Raw genomic sequence first — 23,073 nt, 5'->3', positions numbered from 1 at the left:
ATCCCGAGCTGGTCCACGGCGCGCCACGACCCAGGCGCCTCGAAGCCACACTCACCCCCGAAGACACCCGTTCCCCCAGGCACGTCCATAGCACCCCGCGACCCAGCCACACTCGCCCGCGAGGCCGCCCGTTCCTCCAGGCTTGTCGAGTAAGCGACCGAGCGAAGCGAGGACGCGCATCGAGACACCCCGGCAGTACGCTCAGACGCGGGGCGACGAGGAGGGACTCGTGGAGCACGAGACGGACGAGCCGACGTCATTGGGACCGATGTTCACAGCGGCGTACGTCTTCGCCGTGGTGATGATGGGCACGACTCTTCCCACTCCCCTGTACCCGCGGTTCCAGCACGCGTACGGCTTCGGCAGCGCCGTCACCACGGTGCTGTTCTCGGTCTACGCCGTCGGCGTGATCGCCGGCCTGGTCCTGTTCGGGCGCATGTCCGAGAGCGTGGGCCGCAAGCCGATGCTGTGGTTGGGGCTGGCGCTGTCGGTGGCCTCGGCCGTCGCCTTCCTGATCGAGGGCCAGATGTGGCTGCTGTATCTCGGCCGGGTCCTGTCCGGGTTGGCAGCGGGCGTGTTCACGTCGACGGGGACCGTGACGGTGATCGGCAATGCGCCCCCGAGCAGGCTGCCGCTGGCCGCCGCGGTGGCCACGGCCGCGAACATGGGCGGGCTCGGGTCGGGCATCCTGATGGCCGGACTCGTCGCGCCGATCGTGCCCGACGCCCTGTTCGATCCCTTCCTCATCCACCTCGCGCTGCTGGTCGTGGCCGGTATCGCGCTGTTCTGGGTACATGACACGCCGCCCACCCGCTCCGGGCTGTCGTTGCAGTTGCCGGGTCTGCCGGAGGGCTCTCGGCGCGTCTTCCTCGCCGCGACGCCGGGTGCGATCGCCGGGTTCGCTCTGATGGGCGTGTACTCCGCGGTCGCTCCCAATCTGCTCGCCGATCACCTGGACGTCGCCTCATCGGCGGTGATCGGGATCGTCCTGGCCCTGACGTTCCTGTCGTCGGCGGTCGCACAGATCGCGCTGCGGTCCCTGGCCGATCGGCGGCTGCTGCAGATCGGACTGCCCGTGATGGTAGTGAGCACCGTCCTCCTGGTTGTGGCATTGCTCGCCTCGAGCGTGCCGATCCTGGTGCTCGCCGTCATCCTCACCGGCGCCGGCCAGGGCCTGACCTTCCTGGCCGGGATGCGTTCGCTGGCCCAAGTCACGCCTCCGCATGAGCGCGCCAACGTGACCACGTCGTACTTCGTGCTCGCCTATCTGTGCATCTCGGTCCCGTCCATCGCGACCGGTCTGATCGCGATCCCGCTGGGTCTGGTCACCGCCACCGTCATCGCTGTCACGGTCTTCGCGGTGACCGCGCTGAGCGGACTGCCGCTGACCGGCCGAATCGGGTCCGGTCACATAGGTTGAAAACCGCCCTGTACTGGGTCAACACACCTGAACAACGGAAAGCAGACGGTCGCCGGCGGCAGTCGCGGCGACGGCGCATACTTGCTCGGTGGTGATGCCTCGACGCGACTTCCTCGCCGCCCTCGCGGCCGGTGCCTGGTTGGCTGCCGGCTGCGCCGCGCCCGACGACCCCGCGGCGGGCGGCCGGTCGGTCGGGCCTTCGACGCCCGACCTCGTCGCTCACGCCCGGTCGACGCGGCCCGTCGTCGCTCCGCTCGGCGTCGTACCGCCGACGTCGGCGCGTCTGCCGCTGCCGCACGGCACGCTCACCGCTCTTCCCGGGCACGGCAGGAACCTGGCGCTGACCGTCGACGACGGCGCGAACTCGCACGTCGTCGGGGCGTACATCCGGTTCGCGCGCGACACCGGCGCTCGCTTCACCTTCTTCGTCACCGGGAGCTACGAATCGTGGACCGACCATCGGCGCGAGCTGCGACCGCTGGTGGAGTCCGGGCAGATCCAGCTCGGGAACCACACGTGGGACCACCCCGATCTCACCTCGCTCACCCCGTCGGGCGTCGCCCACCAGTTGCGGCGGACCCGAGACTTCCTCAAGAACGAGTTCGGCGTCGACGGCGCCCCCTACTACCGGCCACCGTACGGTTTTCATGATGCGCGGGTCGACGCCGTCGCCGCCGACCTCGGTTACACCGTCCCGACCCTCTGGTACGGCTCACTGTCGGATTCGGGACTCATCACCGAGCAGTACCTCCTCAAATGCGCCCGACAGTACTTCCACGCCCAGGCCATCGTGATCGGGCACGCCAACCATCCGCCGGTCACCCACGTCTACCCGCAGTTGGCGGAGATCATCCGCAGTCGCGGACTGTCGATGGTTACGTTGAACGACGTCTTCGAGCCGCCGCGACCGGCGATGCCGCACTGAGCCTGCCGGACGGCCCATCCGGCTCGCCGAGCACTGCGCCCCCGCAGCGACCTCCCTCCCAGGCCTACCGAGCACACAGCCCCCGCAGCGACCGCCCTCCCAGACCTACCGAGCACACAGCCCCCGCAGCGACCGCCCTCCCAGGCCTACCGAGCACACAACCCCCGCAGCGACCGCCCTCCCAGGCTTGTCGAGTAACCACCGAGCGCAGCGAGGCGGTGTATCGAGACTGCGGCGGTGCCGTACATTCCCGCACACTCGTTCGCGGGGTACCCGATGATCCTGCTGCTCCCAGACACCAGGCCACATCCGGGTACTGCGGTTCGACGGCTGCGTTGATGCAGGTCGGCAGCGCTGTCGGGCTCGGTCCGTCCCAAACAGTGGATGTGCGGACGCAGGATCTCGGCGTCGTCGTGGGTGAGGAGGCCGCCGACGATCGCTTCCTCGATCATCGTTCCCAGGTCTGGTCGTTCGCCTGAAGCCACCACCCACGATGTGCCGAACAGAAAAAGATGAGGTCGGGTTGCATTTCTGCAACCCGACCTCTTCTGGCGATCCGTACCGAACCGCTCTCTGTGGGCGAAGGGGGACTTGAACCCCCACGTCCCTAAGGACACTGGCACCTGAAGCCAGCGCGTCTGCCATTCCGCCACTCGCCCGTGGCTGTCCGTGTGGACTTGAAAAAGATAGCACGCATCCGGGGGCAAATGAAAAATCGGCGCGCCGCACTCCCCTGACCTGCGGTTTCGTCATCGTCCCGGCGCGCACCCCTCCGGCGAAATCTGTGACAACAGCTACAGGAGTCACTCGTCGAACTCCACCGGCGCATTCTGGCCGGTAACATGGCCATTCAAGGTATGCACGTCGACCCAACATGCGACAGAAAGGCTCGTGATCTCGTGGGTTTCTTCGACCGTATCGAGCGCAAGCTCGAGTCCGCTGTGGACGGCGGGTTCGCCCGCGTCTTCGGCGGCAAGGTCGCGCCCCAGGAGATCGAGCATGCTCTGCAACGCGAAGCCGAGACCTCCGCGGAGGACCTCGGCGACGGCGCGACCCTGGTCGCGAACAGCTACACGGTGACGCTCAGCGACTCGGATCTGGACGAGGTCTCGACCGAGTACGAGCTGAACAGGAAGATCTTCTCGCGCCACTTGGAAGACTTCATCCGTGACAACGGGTGGCAGACTTACGGGTCTGTGGTCGTAGAGTTCGAACCAGCACCGTCGTTGCACACCGGGCAGTTCCATACTCGCGGCGTCGTCGACCCCGACATCGCGCTGCGCCCGGTGGCACCGCGCGCCAGGCCCGCCGAACAGCAGAAGACATACCGACCCGACAGTCACGACCGAGGAGCCCGAGCCATGACCAATCCCCCCGGAAACGACCAGGGCGGCCAGAACTACGGATACGCCCCGCAGGGCGATCCGAACCAGCCCCAGTACGACTACAACCAGCAGGGCTACGGCGTCCCGCATGGTCACGAGCAGCACGGCTACGCGCAGCCCCAGGGTCAGTACGACCAGCAGCAGGGTTACGGTCAGCAGGGCTACGGCCAGCCGGCCGAGCAGGACTACGGTCAGCAGCAGTACGACTACAACCAGCAGGGCGGCTACGACCAGCAGCAGTACGGGCAACCCCAGTACGACCAGGGCCAGCAGTACGCCCAGCCCGGTTACGAGCAGCCGCAGTACGACCAGGGCGGTCAGCAGTACGGCCACGGCGGCTACGACCAGCAGCAGTACGGCCAGCCCCAGTACGACCAGGGCGGCTACGACCAGCAGCAGTACGCGCAGCCGGGCTACGGCCAGCAGCCGCAGTACGACCAGGGGCAGCAGTACGACCAGGGCGGCTACGGCGCCCCGGCCTACGGTCAGCCGGCCGGCTACGCGCCCTCGACCATCACCCTGGTCCTCGAGGACGGCAGCAACCGCACCTTCTCGCTGCGCCAGGGTTCCAACGTGATCGGCCGCGGTCAGGACGCCCAGTTCCGCCTCCCCGACACGGGCGTCTCGCGCCGTCACGTGGAGGTCCGCTGGGACGGTCGGACGGCGATGCTGACCGACCTGAACTCGACCAACGGCACGACGGTCAACGACCTGCAGGTGAGCAGCTGGGAGCTCGCCGACGGCGACCGCATCCGGCTCGGTCACTCCGACATCACCGTCCGGTTCCAGTAGAAGATTCCGCATAGGATTGCTCTTCGGGTGACGATCTCCCGTCACCCGAAGGCTGAATGCATCCGGGGGCACGACAACCGGATACCCGTCTGTGAGGGAGGTGATGGGACTAGATGCAGGGCATCCTGCTGCAGGTGATCCGCTTCGGATTCCTCATTCTGCTCTGGCTCTTCGTGTACGCCATCATCCGGGCGATGCGCTCAGATCTCGCCGCGGCCGCAGGCACCCGGATGCCGCTGGTCACCGGACGCGCGGAACGCAAGCAGCGCGCCACCCGGGCCCGCGGTGCGGCCCGCTATCTGGTGGTGACCGCCGGCGCCCTGGCCAACACGCGCATCACGCTGGGCACGCAACCGGTGCTGATCGGCCGGGCCGACGACTCGACGCTGGTCCTGACCGACGACTACGCCTCTGAGCGCCACGCGCGCCTGTCACCCCGCGGCGACGACTGGTACGTCGAAGACCTCGGCTCCACCAACGGCACCTACCTCGACCGCGCCAAGGTGACCACCGCCGTCCGCGCCCCGCTCAACACCCCGATTCGAATCGGTAAGACCGTGATCGAGTTGCGCCCGTGACCCTTGTGCTGCGCTACATCGCGCGAAGCGACCGCGGCCTGGTCCGCACCAACAACGAGGACTCGGTGTACGCCGGTGCTCGCCTGCTGGCCCTCGCCGACGGCATGGGCGGCCACGCCGCGGGCGAGGTGGCCAGCCAACTGGTGATTCAGGCGTTGCGTTCGCTCGACAACGACGAACCCGGCGGCGACATGCTCTCCGCGCTCGAACGCGCGACCGCCGAAGGCAATGCCGCCATCGCCCAACAGGTCGCCAAACAGCCCGAGCTGGAAGGCATGGGCACCACGCTGACCGCCATCCTGTTCGCAGGCAACCGGATCGGCCTGTGCCATGTGGGCGACTCGCGCGGCTACCTGTACCGCGACGGCGAACTGAGTCAGATCACCCGCGACGACACCTTCGTGCAGAGCTTGGTCGACGAGGGTCGAATCACCCCCGAGCAGGCCCACACCCACCCGCAGCGATCGCTCATCATGCGCGCGTTGACCGGCCAGGAGGTCGAGCCGACGCTCATCATGCGCGAGGCCCGCGCCGGCGACCGCTACCTGCTGTGCAGCGACGGCCTGTCCGACGTGGTCAGCGAGGAGACCCTCGCCGACACTCTCGGCTCGATCGCCGACCATCGCGCGTGCGCCGACCGGCTGATCGAGCTCGCCCTGCGCAGCGGCGGCCCCGACAACGTGACGGTGGTGGTGGCCGACGTCATCGACACCGAGTACGGCGATTCGACGCCCATCGTCGGCGGCGCCGCAGGCGACGACGGGTCGGCCGAGTACGTGCCGAATCCGTCGACCGCCGCCGGCCGGGCCGCCGCACTGCGCCAGCCCGCCCCTCCGCGTGCCCGCCCGACCATTCACGAGCCCGACGAGCCGGCGGCGACGAAGTCGAGCTGGCGATGGCCGCTGGCGATCATCGCGGTCCTGGCCGTCATCGGACTGGCCGTGGCCGCCGTGTTCATCGTCCGCGCCAAGGCGATGGCCAGCACCTTCGTCACCGCCGTCGACGGGAACGTCGAGATCTACTCCGGCACCCCGGACAAGCTGCTCTTCTTCACCGTGCAAGCCCCGAAGGAACGCGTCTGCGTCGACGATCTGACCGTCGACAATCCCAGCGTCCGCTTCGTCGCCGCGGGGTCGAGCGAGGGCTGCACGCCGATGAAGGTCGACGACCTGACCGGCATCGGCCGCACCACGGTGCTCTCGAACAACATCAAGAACGACTCGCTCGCCTCGGCTCACGAGCGGGTGCGGGCCCTGCAGTTCCTACCGGTGTGCACGCCGGCACCGGAACCCAAGCCTGGCGAACCCAAGCCGGGAGAGCCCAGGCCGACCGAACCCAAACCGGGTGAACCGAAGCCCGCCACTCCCGAGGCCCCGGCGACCGTCACGACTCCCGCGCCGGCGCCGTCGACCGGTGCCGACGGGCATCCGACCTGCCGGAGCATCACATGACGTCCGCTCCGGCCATGCATGCTCCCCCGGCGCCGCCGCCGAAGAGCGCCGGGCGCACCACCGAGGCGATCCTCCTGTCGTTCGCCGTGTTCGTGGTGTTCGCGGCGCTGTTGATCGTGCAGGCAGCCCAGGGGCAGACCTTCAGCTGGGACCTCGTCAAGTACCTGCTGGCGTACGTGGTGCTGTTCGGCGTCGCCCACCTGGTGGTCCGACGGTTCGCGCCCTTCGCCGATCCGCTGCTGCTGCCGTGCGTGGCACTGCTCAACGGACTGGGTCTGGTCATGATCCATCGGCTCGACCTCGGCTCATCACGAAGCGATGAGCTGGTCAAAGCCGACCAGATGACCCACAACGCCGACCAGCAGCTGCTGTGGGCGGTGCTCGGCATCATCGCGTTCAGCCTGACCCTGATGCTCATCCGCGACCACCGCACCCTGTCGCGCTACGCCTACACGCTGGGCATCGGCGGCATCATCTTCCTGGCGATCCCCGCCATCCTCCCGGCGTCGATGGCCGAGGTCAACGGCTCCCGCAACTGGATCAAGCTGCCCGGGTTCAGCATCCAGCCCGGCGAGTTCTCGAAGATCCTCATCATCGTCTTCACCGCCGCCTTCCTGGTGTCCCGCCGGGATCTGTTCACCACCGCGGGAAAGCAGTTCGCCGGAATCGACTTCCCCCGCCTGCGCGACCTCGGTCCGCTGCTGGCCGCCTGGGTCATCGCGATCGGCGTGCTCGCGCTGGAGAACGACCTCGGCACACCGCTGCTGATCTTCGCCACCGTGCTGACCATGCTCTACGTCGCCACCTCCCGGGTGAGCTGGCTGATGCTGGGCGTCACCCTGTTCGCGATCGGCGCGATCGTCGCGTACCAGTTGTTCTCGCATCTGCGGGTGCGCGTGTCGATCTGGCAGGATCCGTTCGCCCAGTACGACACGTACGGCTATCAGATCGCGCAGAGCCTGTTCGGATTCGCGACCGGCGGCATGTTCGGCACCGGCCTGGGGTCGGGTCGACCCAACATCGTGCCCTTCGCCAACACCGACTTCATCCTCACCTCGTTCGGCGAGGAACTCGGGCTGGTGGGTCTGGCCGCGATCCTGATGATGTACCTCGTGCTCACCATGCGCGGGATGCGCGCGGCCGTCGCCGTCCGAGACAGTTTCGGCAAACTGTTGGCGGCGGGGCTGAGCTTCACCATCGTCTTCCAGGTGTTCGTCGTCTTCGGCGGCGTGTCGAAGCTGATCCCGCTGACCGGTCTGACGACGCCCTTCCTGGCCTACGGCGGATCGTCGCTGCTGGCGAACTACATTCTGCTGGCGCTGCTGATCCGGATCTCCAACGCCGCCCGCGAACCCGACAGCCCGAAGCCGCGACCGACACCGCCGGTGGAGTCTTTGAAGACCCAGGTGGTGCGTAGACGGTGAATCGCCCCATCCAGAAAGTGGCCATCGCCGCGATCGTCATGGTCGTCGCGCTGCTCGCGAACGCCACCTACGTGCAAGTGTTCAAGGCCGACAAACTCCGCTCGGACACGCGCAATTCACGGGTCCTGCTCGACGAGTACGCGCGCCAGCGCGGCGTCATCGTCGCCGCCGACGGCACCGTGCTGGCCGAGTCTGTCCCCACCGACAACCGGTTCAAGTACCTGCGCCGCTACCCGAACGATCCGGCGGCGTTCGCGCCGGTGACCGGCTACTTCTCGTTCGTGTACCGCGCCGACCGCGGCGTGGAGCAGGCCGAGGACACCGTCCTCAACGGCAACGACGACCGGCTGTTCACGCAGCGCTTCATGGACATGTTCTCGGGCCGCGATCCCCGCGGCGGGAACGTCGTGACGACCATCGACTCCAACCTGCAGCGGGTGGCCTACCGCGAACTGAAGAACGCGGGCTGTGACGGCCCGTGCCGCGGTGCGGTGGTGGCGTTGGAGCCGAGCACCGGCAAGATCCTGGCGATGGCCTCGACGCCGAGCTACGACCCGAACGCCCTCGCCTCCCAGGACTTCGCCGAGGCCGAGAAGGCGTGGCAGACCGACAACGCCGACGGCAGCGACGATCCGCTGACCAACCGGGCGATCAACTCGCTGTACCCGCCGGGCTCGACCTTCAAGGTCGTCACGACGGCCACCGCCCTGCGCGCCGGACTGGGACCCCAGACCCGTCTGACCTCCGCCTCCCAGATCACCCTACCCGGCAGCGGGGCCACCCTGTCGAACGACAGCGGCAGTACCTGTCCGGGCGGGACCGGCGGCACCGTCTCGCTGGTGCAGGCCTTCCAGTATTCGTGCAACACCGCGTTCGCGCAGCTGATGACCGAGAAGATGCCCGGCGACGCGCCCGAGCAGTTCACGTCGACGGCGAAGCTGTTCGGCGTCGGCGAAGACCCGGCGGGCATTCCGATGGACGTCGCGAAGTCGACCGTCGGCGACATCGGCAACGATCTGGCGATGCTCGGTCAGTCGGCGATCGGCCAGCGCGATGTGCGTCTGACGGTGTTGGAGAACGCGGTGATCGCCGCGACCGTCGCGAACGGCGGGGTGCGGATGCGCCCCTACGTCGTCGACAAGCTGCAGACGGCCGACCTGCGGAACATCTCGACCACGGCGCCGTCGACGGTGAACCGGCCGCTGACGGCCGAGCAGGCCGACCAGATCACCGAGATGATGGTGCGGTCGGAGCAGAACACGGCGAACGCCCAGGCGGGCATCGCCTCCAAGACCGGTACCGCAGAGCATTCGGACACCTCGCGCGGCGGCGAGACGCCTTTTGCGTGGTACATCGCATTCTCGCCGAGCTCCAACGCGCGGATCGCGGTGGCAGTCATCATTGAAAACGGCAACAGGGGACAGAATTCGTACGGTGGCCTCGCAGCGGCCCCGATCGGACGCGCTGTCATGAACGCATACGCGGGAGGTGCTCGATGAGCCTGCAGAACGGCACCATCATCGCAGATCGCTATCGGCTGGTCCGATTGATCGCCACGGGCGGCATGGGCCAGGTGTGGGAGGCCCTCGACACCCGGCTCGATCGTCGAGTGGCCGTCAAGGTCCTGAAAGCCGAGTACTCGAACGACTCGGAGTTCCTGCGCCGATTCCGCACCGAGGCGCAGACCACCGCCCGGCTCAACGATCCGGGCATCGCGAACGTCTTCGACTACGGCGAGACCCCCGACCGCAACGGCGGCGATCCGCTCGCCTACCTGGTGATGGAGCTCGTCGACGGTGAGCCGCTGAACTCGGTCATCTCCCGGATGGGTCAGCTGTCCCTGGCGCACACGCTCGACATGCTCGAGCAGACCGGGCGCGCGCTGCAGGCGGCGCACACCGCGGGCCTGGTGCACCGCGACGTGAAGCCGGGGAACATCCTGATCACGCCGGCCGGGCAGGTCAAGATCACCGACTTCGGCATCGCCAAGGCCGTCGACGCGGCCCCGGTCACGCAGACCGGCATGGTGATGGGCACCGCCCAGTACATCTCGCCCGAGCAGGCCACCGGCGGGGAGGCGACGGCCGCGTCGGACGTGTATTCGCTCGGTGTGGTCGGCTACGAGGCGTTGACGGGCCGCCGGCCCTTCCTGGGCGACGGCGCCATCACGGTGGCGATGAAGCACATCCAGGAGCCCCCGCCGCCGCTGCCGCAGTCGGTGCCCGCCCCGGTGCGCGAGCTGATCGACATCACCCTGTCGAAGGATCCGGCCCACCGGTACGCGACCGGCGGCGAGTTCGCCGACGCGGTGGCGATGGTGCGCGCCGGCCATCGACCCCCGCCGCCGCGCACCGCGGTCGGGGTGATCGCACCGGCCGGCTCCACGCGTGCGATGACCTCCCCGGTGCCGCCCGCGCCGGCGCCGATCGCCCGCCCGCGCACCGGTCCGGCGACGGCCGCCGCACCGGTGGCCGATTCGGGCTGGAGCACCACGCACAAGGTGCTGACCGCTGTCGCCGCCCTGCTGCTGCTGGCGGCGATCGCGCTGGTCGGCTACTGGATCACCTCGAGTCCGCGGACGCCGACGGCGCCGACCACGTCGTCACGCACGACGATGACGGTCACCCAGGAGCCGACGACCGTCACGCAACGTCCGACGCGGACCACCGAGAGCACCCCGGAACCGACGTCGACCACCCCGGAGCCCACCTCGGAGACGCCCACCGCGACCTCGGAGACGCCGACCACCACCGAGCCGACGACCACCTCGCGCCAGTTGTTCCCGCCGATCACGATTCCGGGTCTGCCCGGCGGCGGGGGGTGAGCGCGATGCTCGATCCGCACTACCTGTCCGACCGATACGAGCTCGGTGAGACGCTCGGCTTCGGCGGCATGTCCGAGGTCCAGTTCGCGCGCGATCTGCTCCTGCACCGGGACGTCGCGATCAAGGTGCTGCGCGCCGACCTCGCCCGCGATCCGACGTTCTACCTGCGGTTCCGCCGGGAGGCGCAGAACGCCGCCAAGCTGAACCATCCGAGCATCGTGCAGGTCTTCGACACCGGTGAGGCCGAGACCGACGAGGGTCCGCTGCCGTTCATCGTGATGGAGTACGTCGAAGGCGAGACGCTGCGCGATCTGCTCCGCTCGGCCGGACACATCGCGCAGAAGCAGGCGATGACGTGGATGGCCGACGTGGCGGCCGCGATGGACTTCTCGCACCGCAACGCGATCGTGCACCGCGACATGAAGCCGGCGAACGTGATGATCGACCGGTCGGGCGCGGTGAAGGTGATGGACTTCGGCATCGCCCGCGCGATGGACGACACGTCGGCCACCATGACGCAGACCTCCGCGGTCATGGGAACCGCCCAGTACCTCTCGCCCGAGCAGGCGCGCGGGATCAAGGTCGATCCCCGCAGCGACATCTACTCGATGGGCTGTGTGCTGTTCGAGCTGGTGACCGGCGAACCGCCGTTCACCGGCGACTCGCCGATCGCCGTCGCTCACCAGCACGTTCATGAGGATCCGCGGCGGCCGTCGTCGATCCGGCCGGAGATCACCCCCGAGCTCGAGTCGGTGATCATGAAGGCGATGAGCAAGAATCCGGCCAACCGGTATCAGACGGCCGCCGAGTTCCGCTCCGACCTGATCAAGGTGCTCGCCGGCGGCAAGCCGGCCGCGCCGATGCTCCTGTCCGACGAGGAACAGACCGCGCTCATCGACTCGCCCCGCGTGCCGGTGCGCAACGAGGCGCTCCCCAGCAGGCGCGGCGGGTCCGACGGCGACGACGAGCAGGAGGTGCCCGGCGGGTCCGGGCTCTTCCACCGGCGGCCCGTCCAGGTCGCCGTCGCGCTGATCGGCATCCTCGCCCTGCTGATCGGGCTGTTCGCCTGGTCGCCGTGGAAGAGTTCCGAACCGATGATCTCCGTGCCGACCGTCGCCGGACTGGCCGCGAACGCGGCGAAGGCGAACCTGCAGCAGGCCGGGTTCACCGTCAAGGAGACCAAGGAGCCGAGCTCGGACATCGCCGAAGGTCTGGCGACGCGCACGGTCCCGGGCGACGACGTCCCGACGCCCAAGGGCTCGGAGGTGACCCTCTACGTCTCGTCGGGTCCGCAACGACAACCGATTCCCGACCTGCGCGGAAAGACCCCGGACGACGCCACCAAGGCGCTGAAGGTCCTCGGGTTCGACGAGGTCAAGAAGCAGGACCTGGAATCGACCGAGGCCCTCAAGGGCAAGGTGGTCCGAACCAATCCGCGGGTCGGAACACCCGCCCCGGTGAACGTCGCGGTGATCCTGTACGTCGGGACGGGGCCGAAGGAGGTCACACTCCCGGATCTGCGCGCCCAGACGCAGTCGGAGGCCCGGCAGACGCTCAGTCAGCTGAACCTGGAGATGGCGGCGGTGCAGGTCGACTCCGAGTTGCCCGCGGGCCAGGTGGTGAGCACGTCGCCGGAGCCCGGCACCACGGTGCAGGTCGGCAGCATCATTCAGGTTCAGATCTCTCGCGGCAACATGTTCGTGATGCCCGACCTGCGCGGAAAGACGCTCGAGGAGGCCCAGAAGGCGCTCGAGGACGCGGGATGGCAGCCGAACACCCTGAGCTCCAGCGAACGCGGCGTCGGGCTGGCGAGCCGGGACGACGGCAAGGTGATCTCGCAGTCCCCGTCGGCGGGCAGCAAGCTGCGCAAGAACGCGACGGTCTCGGTCGTGATCGGCCGGGCCAGCCTGATTCCGGGCTGACCCGGGGTCTCACTCGCCGCCCGAGAGCGCCTTCGCCATCTGGTTCTCCAGTTCGGCGACGGTCGCCTCGGGCACCGTCAGCCCGCACTCGCGCAGCCAGTTGGCCAGCATCCGGTGACCGCCCTGGGTCAGGACGCTCTCGGGATGGAACTGGACGCCGTGGATCGGCAGGTCCCGGTGCCGCATCGCCATCACGATGCCGCTCTCGGTGCGGCCGGTGACGATGAGCTCGTCGGGCACGGTCTCGGGGGCGACGGTGAGCGAGTGGTAGCGCGTCGCGGTGAAGGGCTGCGGCAGGCCCGCCAGCACGCCGGTGCCGTCGTGGTCGACGAGCGAGGTCTTGCCGTGCAGCAGTTCCGGGGCCCGGACGACGCTGGCGCCGAACGCCTCGCCGATGGCCTGATGTCCGAGGCAGACGCCCAGCAGCGGGGTGCCCGCCTGCGCGGCGACCGACACGATGGGCACGGTGGCGCCGGCCCGATCGGGGGTGCCGGGGCCCGGGCTGAGGAGGATGCCGTCGAAGTCCGCGACCACCGCGTCGAGGTCGGCGAGCCGCTCGTCGTCGTTGCGCCAGACCACCGCGTCCACGCCGAGCTGCCCCAGGTACTGGACCAGGTTGTAGACGAAGCTGTCGTAGTTGTCGATGACGAGGATGCGCACGTCGTCCAGGTTAACGGGTTCCCCACCTGGGCTTGTACTCAGTTACCGTGGACACATGCCTAAGTCAAAAGTCCGGAAGAAGACCGACTACACCATCAACACTGCCAGCCGCACCCCGGTGAAGGTGAAGGCGGGTCCGTCCGGCGTCGTCTATCAGTCGGTCATGTTCGGCCTCATGCTGCTCGGACTGGTGTGGCTGATCGTGTACTACCTGGGCGCCTCCACCGGCAAGTACTCGGTCCTCGACTGGATGACCTCGCTCGGCCCGTGGAACATGTTGATCGGATTCGGGTTCATGGTGGTCGGCCTGTTGATGACCATGGGATGGCGCTGACCCTCGTCGGATCGGAAAAGTCCTGGTGACAGTCCCCTTTTCCGCAATGACATGTGTGCAATCCATCCCCACTGTGGATAACCCCTGTGGATGAGACCCGATCGCTTGTGGATGAACCCGGCGATGGAGAGGTGCGGAGCATCAACGAGTCGGCGGCCGCCATGACACGGCGATGGTCCACGCCCCTGCCCGCGGCGATCGCGCTGATCGGTGCGGGAGTGGCGCTCGCAGCGGCCACCGCGGCGTCGTACACCGACCCCGCGGCCATGGTCTTCCTCGGCATCGCCGCCGCCGCGTTGATCGTCACCGGCGTCGTCTCGCTGGCGCGACGACCGCGGCTGACCCTGCTCGACGGGCCCGTTCTCGTGGTCAAGACGCTGCGCGGCACCCGCACGCTGACCGTCTACGACATGGAGCGGGTGTCGGTGCTGCACACCCGCCGGATCGTCGGCCAGACGCGGCAGCTGGCGATCGATCTGCCCGACGACCGTCTGCTGGTCTTCGGGCGCTGGGATCTGGGCGAGGAGCCGACCGCGGTGGCCGAGACCCTCCGCGCGGCCGGCCTGCCCGTCGAATAGCCTCCCCGTCGCACACATTCCACAAGCCCGCACAGTTCGACGCGGCCGCGTCGGTCCTCTGCGCTGTGCGGCTGCCTCGGATCCGCGGCGCTACAGGCTCGCTTCGGCCGCGAATCCGGTGCCGATCGCGAGCGCGATCACGAACAGCAGCGCCAGCCCGTACCAGCCGATCCGAGTGACGTGCTGGTAGGTCTGCTTCTCCGGCGGCAGCACCTTCATCGGCACCCACAGAACGGCGAGCGCGGCCGCCGCGCCGAACACGAGCCCGCCCAGATGCCCGAGCAACGAGATCCCGGTGATGCTGAACGAGAGCACCACGTTGATGACGATCACGGCGATCACGTTGGTGGCGGGCAGCTTCAGCCGCAGCACCACCACCAGCAGCGCTCCCAGCAGCCCGTAGACGGCGCCCGACGCGCCCGCGGTGATCTTGGGTCCGGACTCCAACGCCATGACGGCGGCACTGCCGCCCAGCAGTCCGATGAGATAGACCGCGAAATAGCGGGCCGGACCGAAGACGCGTTCCAGGTCGGCGCCGATCAGGTACAGCGAGATCATGTTGACCGCGACGTGCAGCACCGACCAGTGCAGGAAGCCCGACGTGAACAGGCGCCAGTACTCGTTCTCGAATCCGGCACCGCTGATCAGCGCGCCCTGCTGCATGATCGACGAGTTCAGCAGGTTCGTCGCGCTGCCCGCCTGCAGGACGCAGGCGAGAAAGACCACGACGTTGACGGCGATCAGCCCGTAGGTGACCACGGGCCGTCGGCGGTCGGCGCCCGTCGTGTTCAGGGTGGGTGCCGCGGTGGCCACGCGGACCGACGACGCGGCCTCGCCGACACAGTCGACGCAGTGTTGGCCCACCGAGGCGGAACGGAGGCAGTCCGGACAGGCCGACCGCCCGCAGCGTGTGCAAGACAGCGCTGTCGGGCGGTCGGGGTGCCGGTAACAGGTCGGCGTCAAAGTCAGCTGAGTTCGATGCTCTCGATGACGACCTCGTCGACCGGGCGGTCGGCGCGGTCGGTGGCGGTGGTGGCGATCGCATCGACGACCTGCTGCGAGGCCGCGTCCTTGACCTCACCGAAGATGGTGTGGCGACGGTTCAGGTGCGGGGTCGGGCCCACGGTGATGAAGAACTGCGAGCCGTTGGTGCCGGGCCCGGCGTTCGCCATCGCCAGCAGGTAGGGGCGGTCGAACTGCAGTTCCGGGTGGAACTCATCCTTGAACTGGTAGCCGGGGCCGCCGCGGCCGGTGCCGGTCGGGTCGCCGCCCTGGATCATGAAGCCGCCGATGACACGGTGGAAGACGGCGCCGTCGTAGAACGGGCCGCTGGCCTCGCCCTTGGCGTTCTTGGTGGAGTAGTCCTTGCTGCCGTCCGCCAGGCCGACGAAGTTCTCGACGGTGACGGGTGCGTGGTTCGGGAAAAGTTCGATGACGATGTCGCCGCGATTGGTATGCAGGGTCGCGGTCTTCTTCTGCTCGCTCACACCGTCCATGAAACCAGAAGTGCTGCGACCATGAGGGCGGCAACCGCGAGGGCAGGGCAGATGCGTGCGGCGCCGGTGGCGTGCCCGGAGGCCACCTGGCACGCTGGGAGGATGCCGAACAAACTACTGGTCGCTCTCGCGTCCGTGCTCATCTTGCTGTTGACCGTGCTCGCAGTGGTGTTGCGGCGTTCCCGGACCGAGCATCCGCCGGTATCGCCGACGGTGCCGCGCGTGGAGGACCTTCGCGGTCTCAGCAATGCCTGAGCTGTGACGGGTATTTTGTAGAGGTGACTTCCGACGAGACGCGCAAGGTGGATCCGCAGGGCCCGGGTCCGCGAGGCCCGCAGGGTCCAGGGGGTCCCCAGGGTCCGGGAGGTCCGCAGGTGCCGGGGCAGCGCGGTCCGCGCGGCCCGGAACCGTCGACTCCGCCCGCAGCGTCGTCGGCCCAGCGCACGAATCCGGCTCCGCCGAACGGTCCGAATCCGGCACCTCAGCCCGGCGGACCTGCGCCGCGCCCCCCGCAGCCGGGTGCCTCGCAGCCCGGTGCGCCCCAGTCCGGTGCGCCCCAGCCCGGCGGCCCCCAATCCGGTGCGACTCAGTCCATCGGCCCCCAATCGGGTGCGCCGTCGCGAGGAACTCCGCGTCCGGCCCCCGGCGGGCCGATGAACCAGGCCGGTGGCCGGCCGGTGCCGCCTCCGGCGCCCTCGCATTCCGGTCCGGCACGGCCGTCGGCGGGTCAGCCCGGCCCCGGACAGCCGCAGGGCCCGCAGCAGCGCCCCGCCGGACCACCGCAGCGGCCGGCCGGGCCTCCGCAGCGCCCGGCGGCGAACGGCCCGTCGTTCCCCCCGGTTCAGCAACCGGGCGGCCCCACCCGACCGGCCGCCGCGGCCGGGCAGACCGAGCCGGACCGTCCGCTGGCCTACTCGGCTGCCGCACCGACCGCGAACCGCCCGGCGCCGGGTCCGACCGGCGACTCGCCGACGACCTCGGCACCATCGGCCCAGACCCCGACCACCGCACCGCCCGCTACCGCTAAGGACGACCACACCGTGGCCACTGCATCGAGAGCCCGGCCCACGGCAGGCCGCCGAGCCGAGTTGAACTGGAACGCCGTCATCGCGTTCGTCCTGTCGGCGATCGGACTGCTGTCGCCGGTCGGCATCTGGCTGGGTTACCGCACCCGCGCGGCGATCGACGCCAACCGCCAGATCGGCCGCGAGTTCGCCACCGCGGCGATCATCATCGGCTGGCTGTGGGTCACCTTCCTGGTCCTGGGCGTGCTGGCCTACCTGTGGATCCTGATCTGACCGCTCGCGCCGCTCAGCCCTTGGCGGCGTAGACGCCCGCGCGGCGACCGAAGAAGCTGCTGTCGCCCAGCGACGCCCCCGAGGCGTAGCCGCCGGCCGAGACTCCCGACGTGCAGCGACCGGCCGCGTACAGGCCGGGAATCGGGTCGCCGGAGACGTGCAGCACCTCGGCGTCGACGCTAGTGCGCAGTCCGCCGAGAGTGAATCCGCCGACCATTCCGCGCAGGTCGATCGCCGCCACCGGCGAGCCGATCGGCGCGACCCACTCCGGTCGCTTGTCGAACAGCGGGTCGGTCCCGTTCCGGGCGTGCCGGTTGTAGTAGTCGACGGTGCTCTGCAGCGCACCGTCGGGCAGGCCCATCTCTCCCTCGAGTTCGGCGACGCTCTCGCACACCCACGTCGGACGATGCCGCAGTTCCGGGGTCGCGGTCGGCCGCGAGCACCCCTGCTCGTATGACGCCTGATCGATGATCAGGTAAGTCTCGCCGCCGCACCCGTACAGCGCCGCCTGCCCCACCCGGCCCGGATAGGTGTCCTCGTTGATGAAGCGCTGACCGCGGCCGTCGACGAGGATGCCGCGGATGAACAGCTGCGGGTCGCAGAAGTACGCGACCTCCGCGGCGTCCATGTGCGCCAGGTCGGCGCCGAGCGCCTGCGCCATCGCGATCGCCCGACCGTCGTGCTCCTCGATCGCGGCCGCCGGGCGTCCGACCAGCCGCGGGGCGTGCGACTCCAGCATCTGCGGGTGGTAGGCGAAGCTGCCGGTGGCCAGGACCACCCCGCGGTGAGCGCGGACGGCGACGGTCCGACCGTACTGGCGCGCGGTCACCCCGACCACCCGATCGCCGTCGACCACCAGGGCCTGCACCCGCATGTCGTAGGCGGCGCGAACACCCAGCTCGCCGGCGCGGTCGGTGAGCGGTTGCATCAGCATGTAGCCGCCGCCCCGCTCGGCGTCGGCCCGCTTGTCGGACATCTGCGGCACGTGTCCGCGCGGTGCAGGCGGAATCGTGTCGTGGAACGGCGCGGCGTTCTCTCCGCCGGTGTACTGCAGGCCGTCGTCGAAGGGCTGTTCCCACCCGGGTTCGCCCCAGAACGATGCCTTGAACGGCACGCCGCACTCATCGGCGAGCCAATGGTAGTGGGCGACGCTCCCCTCGCAGTAGGCGTCGATCTTGGCCGTGTCGACGCCGGGTCCGAGCGCCTGCGTCATGAAGGCCTTCATGGCCTCGACGGTGTCGTCGAAGCCGCACGCCTTCTGCAGCGGCGTGCCGCCGCCCAGGTAGAGGAAGCCGCCGGCCATCGCCGCCGCACCGCCCCAGCCGCCGGTTCGCTCCAGGACCAGGACGTCGGCGCCGGACTGTGCGGCACCGACTGCCGCGGAGGCGCCGGCGACGCCGAACCCCGCGATCACCACGTCGGCCTGGTCGGTCCATTCCTCGACGTCGTCGATCGATACCGGTCGGATTGATGGCGTGTGCGGCATGAGGCGACCTCTCGCTGTGCGGGTGAGACATACGTCTCATACGTTGGCACCCGCGGGTAGGCTCGCAGGCAGATGGTTCCGCCCAGCGGGATCGCCCCGTTCATGCGCCGCAGCCCTGACGTAAAGCCACGGTCGGCGCACGCCCCTTCCGGGGACGACGGCGTCGTTCCGCACCACGACAGGAGTGAAGTGATGACCGATCTGACGAAGTTCTACATCAACGGCCAGTGGGTCGATCCCGTCGGCGAACCGACGTTCCTCGATGTCATCAACCCGGCCACCGAGCAGGTCGCGGGGCGGGTCGCGATCGGCACCGCGGCCGACGTGGATGCGGCCGTCATCGCCGCGCGACACGCCTTCGAGGGGTGGTCGAACAGTACCGTCGACGAGCGGGTCGCACTGATCGGCGCGATCATCGCCGAGTACCAGAAGCGGGCCGCGGATCTCGCGGCCGCCGTCACCGAGGAGATGGGCGCGCCGGCCGGGCTGTCGATGGCGGCGCAGGTGCCGATCGGGTTGGCGCACCTGGCCACGGCCGCCGAAGCGCTCAAGACCTTCTCGTTCGTCGAGGAGCGCGGCACGTCGCGGATCGTGAAGGAGCCGATCGGCGTGTGCGGTTTCATCACGCCGTGGAACTGGCCGCTCAATCAGGTGATGTGCAAGGTGGCGCCCGCGCTGGCCACCGGCTGCACGATGATCCTCAAGCCCAGTGAGGTCTCGCCGTTCTCGGCCGCGATCGTCGCCGAGATCTTCGACGCGGCGGGCGTCCCCGCCGGCGTGTTCAACCTGGTCAACGGCGACGGTCCCGGCGTCGGCGCGGCGCTGTCGGCGCACCCGGACATCGATCTGATCTCGTTCACCGGATCCACCCGGGCCGGTGTCGAGGTCGCCAAGGCCGCCGCGCCGAGCGTCAAGCGCGTGGCGCAGGAGCTCGGCGGCAAGAGCCCCAACATTCTGCTCGACGACGACTCGCTGGCCGCGAACGTCGCCGCCGGCGTCGGCTCGATGATGCTGAACTCGGGGCAGTCGTGCAACGCCCCCAGCCGCATGATCGTCCCGAGTCACCGGCTCGACGAGGTCGCGGCCGCCGCCGCGGAGGCCGCGTCGAGCCTGACCGTCGGCGACCCGACCACCGATGTGCGGCTGGGCCCGGTAGTCTCCGAGGCTCAGTTCACGAAGATTCAGGGGCTGATCGAGCGGGCGATCGCCGACGGCGCCAAGCCCGTCGTCGGCGGCCCGGGACGCCCGGAGGGCCTCGACTCCGGCTACTACGTGCGCCCGACGGTGTTCACCAATGTCACCAACGACATGGAGATCGCCCGCACCGAGGTCTTCGGTCCGGTGCTGGTGGTGATCGGCTACGACTCGGTCGACGAGGCCGTCAAGATCGGCAACGACACCGAGTACGGCCTGGCAGGCTACGTCTCAGGCGAGGACCTCGACGAGGTCCGCCGGATCGCGTCCAAGCTGCGCGCGGGAACCATCACCCTGAACTCGGCGAACATCGATACGACGGTCCCGTTCGGCGGATACAAGCGCAGCGGCAACGGCCGCGAATGGAGCGACTACGCCTTCGACGAGTACCTCGAGGTGAAGTCGATGGTCGGCTTCGGCTCCTGATCTCGGGCCGATCGACCAGGCGACGGCTGACCGACCAGGCGACCAGAACACAGGCCGCCCCACAGGCCGATCGACCAAGCGACCAGAACGCAGCCCGCCCTCCCAGGCCGATCGACCAGGCGACCAGAACGCAGCCCGCCCCTCAGGCCGATCGACCAGGCGACCAGAACGCAGCCCGCCCCACAGGCTGATCGAGTAAGCGACCGGAGCGCAGCGAAGGCCGCGCATCGAGATCCCCCACCCCGGGTCTCGATGCGCTCCCCCGCTCCGCTCCTCCGCTTACTCGACCACCCTGCAAAACAGAACGACGGCCACCCACAGGTCAATCAACCAAGCGACCAAAACGACGGCCGCCCCCACAGGCTGATCGACCAAGCGACCAAAACAAAGGCCGCCCCACAGGCTGATCGAGTAAGCGACCGGAGCGCAGCGAAGGCGGCGCATCGAGATCCCCCCACCCCGGTCTCGATGCGCTCCCCCGCTCCGCTCCTCCGCTTACTCGACCACCCTGCAAAACCCGCTCCACGCCAAGCAATACGCAGGCCGCCCCTCAGGCTGATCGAGTAAGCGACCGGAGCGCAGCGAAGGCCGCGCATCGAGATCCCCACCACCCTGCAGAACTCCGGAGCGCAGCGAAGACCGCGCTCGCCTACAGGTAGTCGGCGCGCAACTGCTCGGCCGACAGCGGCGACAACAGCCCCGGCGCGACGTCGAAGGGCGTCTTGGCGCCGACGTCTCCGGCTCGGTTCATCCGTGCCGCGGCGCGCGCATAGGCGACGAGGACGCTGGCAGTGAACTCAGGGTTCGACTCCAGTCCCAGCCGGTACTCGATGACCTGCTTGGTGCCCTCGGAGGTGGCACCGCTGCGGATCACGAAGCCGCCGTGCGGCATGCCGCGGTGATCGCGTTCGAGCTCGTCTGCGCTGATGAAGTGCACGGTGGTCTCGTAGGGCTCGAAGTAGTCGGGCATGGTCACGATCTCCGCGCGGACTGTCTCGGCGTCGGCACCGTCTTCGAGGACCACGAAGCACTCGCGCGTGTGTCGCTCGCGCGTGGTGAGTTCAGGGTTCTCGCCGGCCCGGACGGCGTCGATCGCCGTCTCGGACGGCAACGTGTACTGGACGCCGCCTGCGACGCCCGGAACGCGACGCAGCGCGTCGGAATGTCCCTGGCTGAGCCCGCGGCCCCAGAACGTGTACGTGGCGCCCTGCGGGACGATCGCCTCGCCGTAGACGCGGTTGAGGGAGAACAGGCCGGGATCCCAGCCGGTGGAGATCACCGCGGTGGTACCCGCGGCACGTGCGGCGGCGTCGACGGCGGCGAAGTGCTCGGGGATCCGCGCGTGATTGTCGTAGCTGTCGACGATGCTGTAACGCGAGGCCTGCGCCGGACTCTGCTCGGGCAGATCGCTGCGCGAGCCGCCGCACAGAATGAGCACGTCGACGTCGTCGCGATCGCGATCGAGGTCGGCGATCGGGAACACCGGAGTCTGGGCATCGACGGTCTCGACGCTCTGCGGGTCGCGCCGGGTGAAGACCCCGACCAACTCCATGTCCGGGTTCAGGCCGAGTGCGGTCTCCACCCCGCGGCCGAGGTTTCCGTAGCCGACGATGCCGATGCGGATCCGTGTGGTCACTTGAAGCAGTCCTTCTCGTTGCGCGCAGCCGCCGGGCGATCCGACAGACGGGCCCGATTCTAGTGGGCACCGCACCGCGCGCCGGAAGTGGCGGCCGCCCGGCCGAGTCCGGCCCGGTGATCGCCGTCGGTGCGTAGGATGACGTATCTGTCCGAGCCGATCCGGGGGTCTGCATCGTGCCTTATCTGAGTCTTCTCGTGCTCGCCGTCTGGGTGGCGGCGCTGATCGACGTCATCGTCGCCGACGAGTACCGCGTCCGGCACCTGCCGAAGGTGGTGTGGCTGCTCATCGTCATCCTGCTGCCGCTGGTCGGCTCGGTGATCTGGCTGCTCGTCGGGCGCCCCGAGGGCCCGGCGCCGACCACGCCCGCCCGGACCACCGGTCACCCCGAGTACGAGCGCCCGGAGAACCGCAGCCCCGAGTACCTGTCGGCGATCGCCGCGCGGGAGGACGCCGAGTATCGTCGCCGCGTCCGTGAGCGCGCCGAGGCGCAGCGTCGTCGGGCCCGCGACGACGATGGATCCGGCGGACCATCCGCCGGGAGCTGATCAGGCGGCGCCGGCTCGCCCGGTTTCGGCACGGCGCCGATCCGGAACTCGGCCGGTCATGAGCCGATTCAGCAGCGGCCGAGGAGGACTGGGCCGGGCTGAGCGCGAGATCAGCGGGCGGGCCGCAGCCTACGCACCGCGAGCGCCTGACTGCCGGCGAAGAGAGCGACGTCGACCGCGACGGCGAGGACCGCGGCGATCACCAGAAGAGTCGCACCGAGCGCAGAGACGACGGCGACGGCCCCCGCAGCGAGCAGGTTGGCGACCATCACCAGGAGCAGCGCGCTGCGCAGGTCCAGGCGCGCGAGCATGATGAGGATCAGATCCGCCCACAGCACCACGGCGGCACCGGTGGCGACGAACACCCAGACGGGCAGCGGAAGGGAGGTCGCGATGGTCGGTGCCGCGATCGCGACGCCGACTCCGAGCAGCGTGCAGTAGGCGGCGTCGAGCCTGAGACTCAGCCGACCCATCCGATCACCGGACCACTGGAGCCGACCACCCGGGCGCTTCATGACATCGATGCTATCGAAGCGACAGGCCCGCCGGGCGGTCACGTGGCTTTCGGCAGACGAGACGACACGATCGCGGAAGAATGTGGGCACAAACGAATCAAGCCCGGCATGAGAACGTCTCTCGTACCGGGCTTGAACTCTGTGCGTTCGTACTCTGTTGTATTTGGGCATGTTTGGAAAA

General features: G+C 69.0%; 21 protein-coding genes and 1 tRNA gene. 15 read left to right on the top strand and 7 right to left on the bottom strand.

Annotated elements, in window-relative coordinates:
• Nucleotides 1–229: 229 nt before the first annotated feature.
• Both AAFO60_RS15535 and AAFO60_RS15530 read left to right on the top strand, forming a co-directional pair.
• On the top strand, nucleotides 230–1,420 hold the full coding sequence (locus AAFO60_RS15535; RefSeq protein ID WP_347957124.1) for an MFS transporter: 1,191 nt from the start codon (nucleotides 230–232) through the stop codon (nucleotides 1,418–1,420).
• A 94-nt stretch (nucleotides 1,421–1,514) separates the two neighbouring features.
• Nucleotides 1,515–2,345, top strand: coding sequence for a polysaccharide deacetylase family protein (locus AAFO60_RS15530; protein WP_347957180.1), 831 nt, complete (start codon nucleotides 1,515–1,517; stop codon nucleotides 2,343–2,345).
• 576 nt (nucleotides 2,346–2,921) lie between these two features.
• Here AAFO60_RS15530 and AAFO60_RS15525 read toward each other — a convergent pair.
• A tRNA-Leu gene (locus AAFO60_RS15525) sits at nucleotides 2,922–3,004 on the bottom strand.
• A 240-nt stretch (nucleotides 3,005–3,244) separates the two neighbouring features.
• Here AAFO60_RS15525 and AAFO60_RS15520 point away from each other — a divergent pair.
• The 7 genes from AAFO60_RS15520 (at nucleotide 3,245) to pknB (ending at nucleotide 12,721) form a co-directional block, all read left to right on the top strand.
• On the top strand, nucleotides 3,245–4,522 hold the full coding sequence (locus tag AAFO60_RS15520; protein WP_347957123.1) for a DUF3662 and FHA domain-containing protein: 1,278 nt from the start codon (nucleotides 3,245–3,247) through the stop codon (nucleotides 4,520–4,522).
• A gap of 113 nt (nucleotides 4,523–4,635) precedes the next feature.
• Complete coding sequence (locus tag AAFO60_RS15515) at nucleotides 4,636–5,100, top strand: FHA domain-containing protein FhaB/FipA (RefSeq protein WP_347957122.1); 465 nt, start codon at nucleotides 4,636–4,638, stop codon at nucleotides 5,098–5,100.
• Nucleotides 5,097–6,551, top strand: coding sequence for a PP2C family protein-serine/threonine phosphatase (locus AAFO60_RS15510; RefSeq protein ID WP_347957121.1), 1,455 nt, complete (start codon nucleotides 5,097–5,099; stop codon nucleotides 6,549–6,551). Before AAFO60_RS15515 ends, AAFO60_RS15510 begins: the two co-directional genes overlap by 4 nt.
• Nucleotides 6,548–7,975 (top strand): FtsW/RodA/SpoVE family cell cycle protein, encoded by a 1,428-nt coding sequence (locus tag AAFO60_RS15505; RefSeq protein WP_347957120.1) that lies wholly within the window; start codon nucleotides 6,548–6,550, stop codon nucleotides 7,973–7,975. The genes AAFO60_RS15510 and AAFO60_RS15505 overlap by 4 nt, the downstream gene beginning before the upstream one ends.
• The gene (locus AAFO60_RS15500; protein WP_347957119.1) at nucleotides 7,972–9,474 is read left to right on the top strand and encodes a peptidoglycan D,D-transpeptidase FtsI family protein; all 1,503 of its coding nucleotides are present in this window, start codon (nucleotides 7,972–7,974) and stop codon (nucleotides 9,472–9,474) included. Before AAFO60_RS15505 ends, AAFO60_RS15500 begins: the two co-directional genes overlap by 4 nt.
• Nucleotides 9,471–10,799 (top strand): serine/threonine-protein kinase, encoded by a 1,329-nt coding sequence (locus AAFO60_RS15495; protein ID WP_347957118.1) that lies wholly within the window; start codon nucleotides 9,471–9,473, stop codon nucleotides 10,797–10,799. Before AAFO60_RS15500 ends, AAFO60_RS15495 begins: the two co-directional genes overlap by 4 nt.
• 5 nt (nucleotides 10,800–10,804) lie before the next feature.
• Nucleotides 10,805–12,721, top strand: coding sequence for a Stk1 family PASTA domain-containing Ser/Thr kinase (gene pknB, locus AAFO60_RS15490; RefSeq protein ID WP_347957117.1), 1,917 nt, complete (start codon nucleotides 10,805–10,807; stop codon nucleotides 12,719–12,721).
• 9 nt (nucleotides 12,722–12,730) lie between these two features.
• On the opposite strand, the gene AAFO60_RS15485 is transcribed toward pknB, so the two are convergent.
• The gene (locus tag AAFO60_RS15485) at nucleotides 12,731–13,381 is read right to left on the bottom strand and encodes an aminodeoxychorismate/anthranilate synthase component II (protein WP_347957116.1); all 651 of its coding nucleotides are present in this window, start codon (nucleotides 13,379–13,381) and stop codon (nucleotides 12,731–12,733) included.
• Nucleotides 13,382–13,436: 55 nt separating this feature from the next.
• Between AAFO60_RS15485 and crgA the strand changes: the two genes are divergently transcribed.
• Both crgA and AAFO60_RS15475 read left to right on the top strand, forming a co-directional pair.
• Nucleotides 13,437–13,715 carry a cell division protein CrgA gene (gene crgA / locus AAFO60_RS15480; protein ID WP_347957115.1) on the top strand — a complete coding sequence of 93 codons (279 nt, stop codon included), beginning with the start codon at nucleotides 13,437–13,439 and terminating at the stop codon, nucleotides 13,713–13,715.
• A 131-nt stretch (nucleotides 13,716–13,846) separates the two neighbouring features.
• Nucleotides 13,847–14,293: a PH domain-containing protein gene (locus tag AAFO60_RS15475; RefSeq protein ID WP_347957114.1), complete on the top strand. Its 447-nt coding sequence runs from the start codon at nucleotides 13,847–13,849 to the stop codon at nucleotides 14,291–14,293.
• A 90-nt stretch (nucleotides 14,294–14,383) separates the two neighbouring features.
• Here AAFO60_RS15475 and AAFO60_RS15470 read toward each other — a convergent pair whose 3' ends face one another.
• Both AAFO60_RS15470 and AAFO60_RS15465 read right to left on the bottom strand, forming a co-directional pair.
• Nucleotides 14,384–15,157 (bottom strand): rhomboid family intramembrane serine protease, encoded by a 774-nt coding sequence (locus AAFO60_RS15470; RefSeq protein WP_347957113.1) that lies wholly within the window; start codon nucleotides 15,155–15,157, stop codon nucleotides 14,384–14,386.
• A 101-nt stretch (nucleotides 15,158–15,258) separates the two neighbouring features.
• Complete coding sequence (locus AAFO60_RS15465; RefSeq protein WP_347957112.1) at nucleotides 15,259–15,789, bottom strand: peptidylprolyl isomerase; 531 nt, start codon at nucleotides 15,787–15,789, stop codon at nucleotides 15,259–15,261.
• Between the two features lie 102 nt (nucleotides 15,790–15,891).
• Here AAFO60_RS15465 and AAFO60_RS15460 point away from each other — a divergent pair, with 102 nt between their 5' ends.
• Nucleotides 15,892–16,044 (top strand): hypothetical protein, encoded by a 153-nt coding sequence (locus AAFO60_RS15460; RefSeq protein WP_347957111.1) that lies wholly within the window; start codon nucleotides 15,892–15,894, stop codon nucleotides 16,042–16,044.
• 398 nt (nucleotides 16,045–16,442) lie between these two features.
• A complete protein-coding gene (locus AAFO60_RS15455; RefSeq protein ID WP_347957110.1) occupies nucleotides 16,443–17,087 on the top strand; it encodes a DUF4190 domain-containing protein in 645 nt (214 codons plus the stop codon).
• Between the two features lie 13 nt (nucleotides 17,088–17,100).
• On the opposite strand, the gene AAFO60_RS15450 is transcribed toward AAFO60_RS15455, so the two are convergent.
• A complete protein-coding gene (locus AAFO60_RS15450; protein ID WP_347957109.1) occupies nucleotides 17,101–18,573 on the bottom strand; it encodes an FAD-dependent oxidoreductase in 1,473 nt (490 codons plus the stop codon).
• A 192-nt stretch (nucleotides 18,574–18,765) separates the two neighbouring features.
• On the opposite strand from AAFO60_RS15450, the gene AAFO60_RS15445 reads away from it, so the two are divergent.
• Complete coding sequence (locus tag AAFO60_RS15445) at nucleotides 18,766–20,193, top strand: aldehyde dehydrogenase family protein (protein ID WP_347957108.1); 1,428 nt, start codon at nucleotides 18,766–18,768, stop codon at nucleotides 20,191–20,193.
• Between the two features lie 649 nt (nucleotides 20,194–20,842).
• Here AAFO60_RS15445 and AAFO60_RS15440 read toward each other — a convergent pair.
• A complete protein-coding gene (locus tag AAFO60_RS15440) occupies nucleotides 20,843–21,829 on the bottom strand; it encodes a diaminopimelate dehydrogenase (RefSeq protein ID WP_347957107.1) in 987 nt (328 codons plus the stop codon).
• Nucleotides 21,830–22,005: 176 nt separating this feature from the next.
• On the opposite strand from AAFO60_RS15440, the gene AAFO60_RS15435 reads away from it, so the two are divergent.
• A complete protein-coding gene (locus AAFO60_RS15435) occupies nucleotides 22,006–22,377 on the top strand; it encodes a PLDc N-terminal domain-containing protein (RefSeq protein ID WP_347957106.1) in 372 nt (123 codons plus the stop codon).
• A 110-nt stretch (nucleotides 22,378–22,487) separates the two neighbouring features.
• Here the strand turns inward: AAFO60_RS15435 and AAFO60_RS15430 are convergent, their stop codons facing one another.
• The gene (locus tag AAFO60_RS15430) at nucleotides 22,488–22,892 is read right to left on the bottom strand and encodes a hypothetical protein (protein WP_347957105.1); all 405 of its coding nucleotides are present in this window, start codon (nucleotides 22,890–22,892) and stop codon (nucleotides 22,488–22,490) included.
• Between the last annotated feature and the right edge of the window lie 181 nt (nucleotides 22,893–23,073).

It is taken from the genome of Gordonia aichiensis (genome assembly GCF_039946255.1).
GTDB lineage: Bacteria > Actinomycetota > Actinomycetes > Mycobacteriales > Mycobacteriaceae > Gordonia > Gordonia aichiensis_A.
The sequence above is the reverse complement of the archived record's forward strand: the minus strand, read 5'-3'. Positions and strand labels throughout refer to the sequence as shown.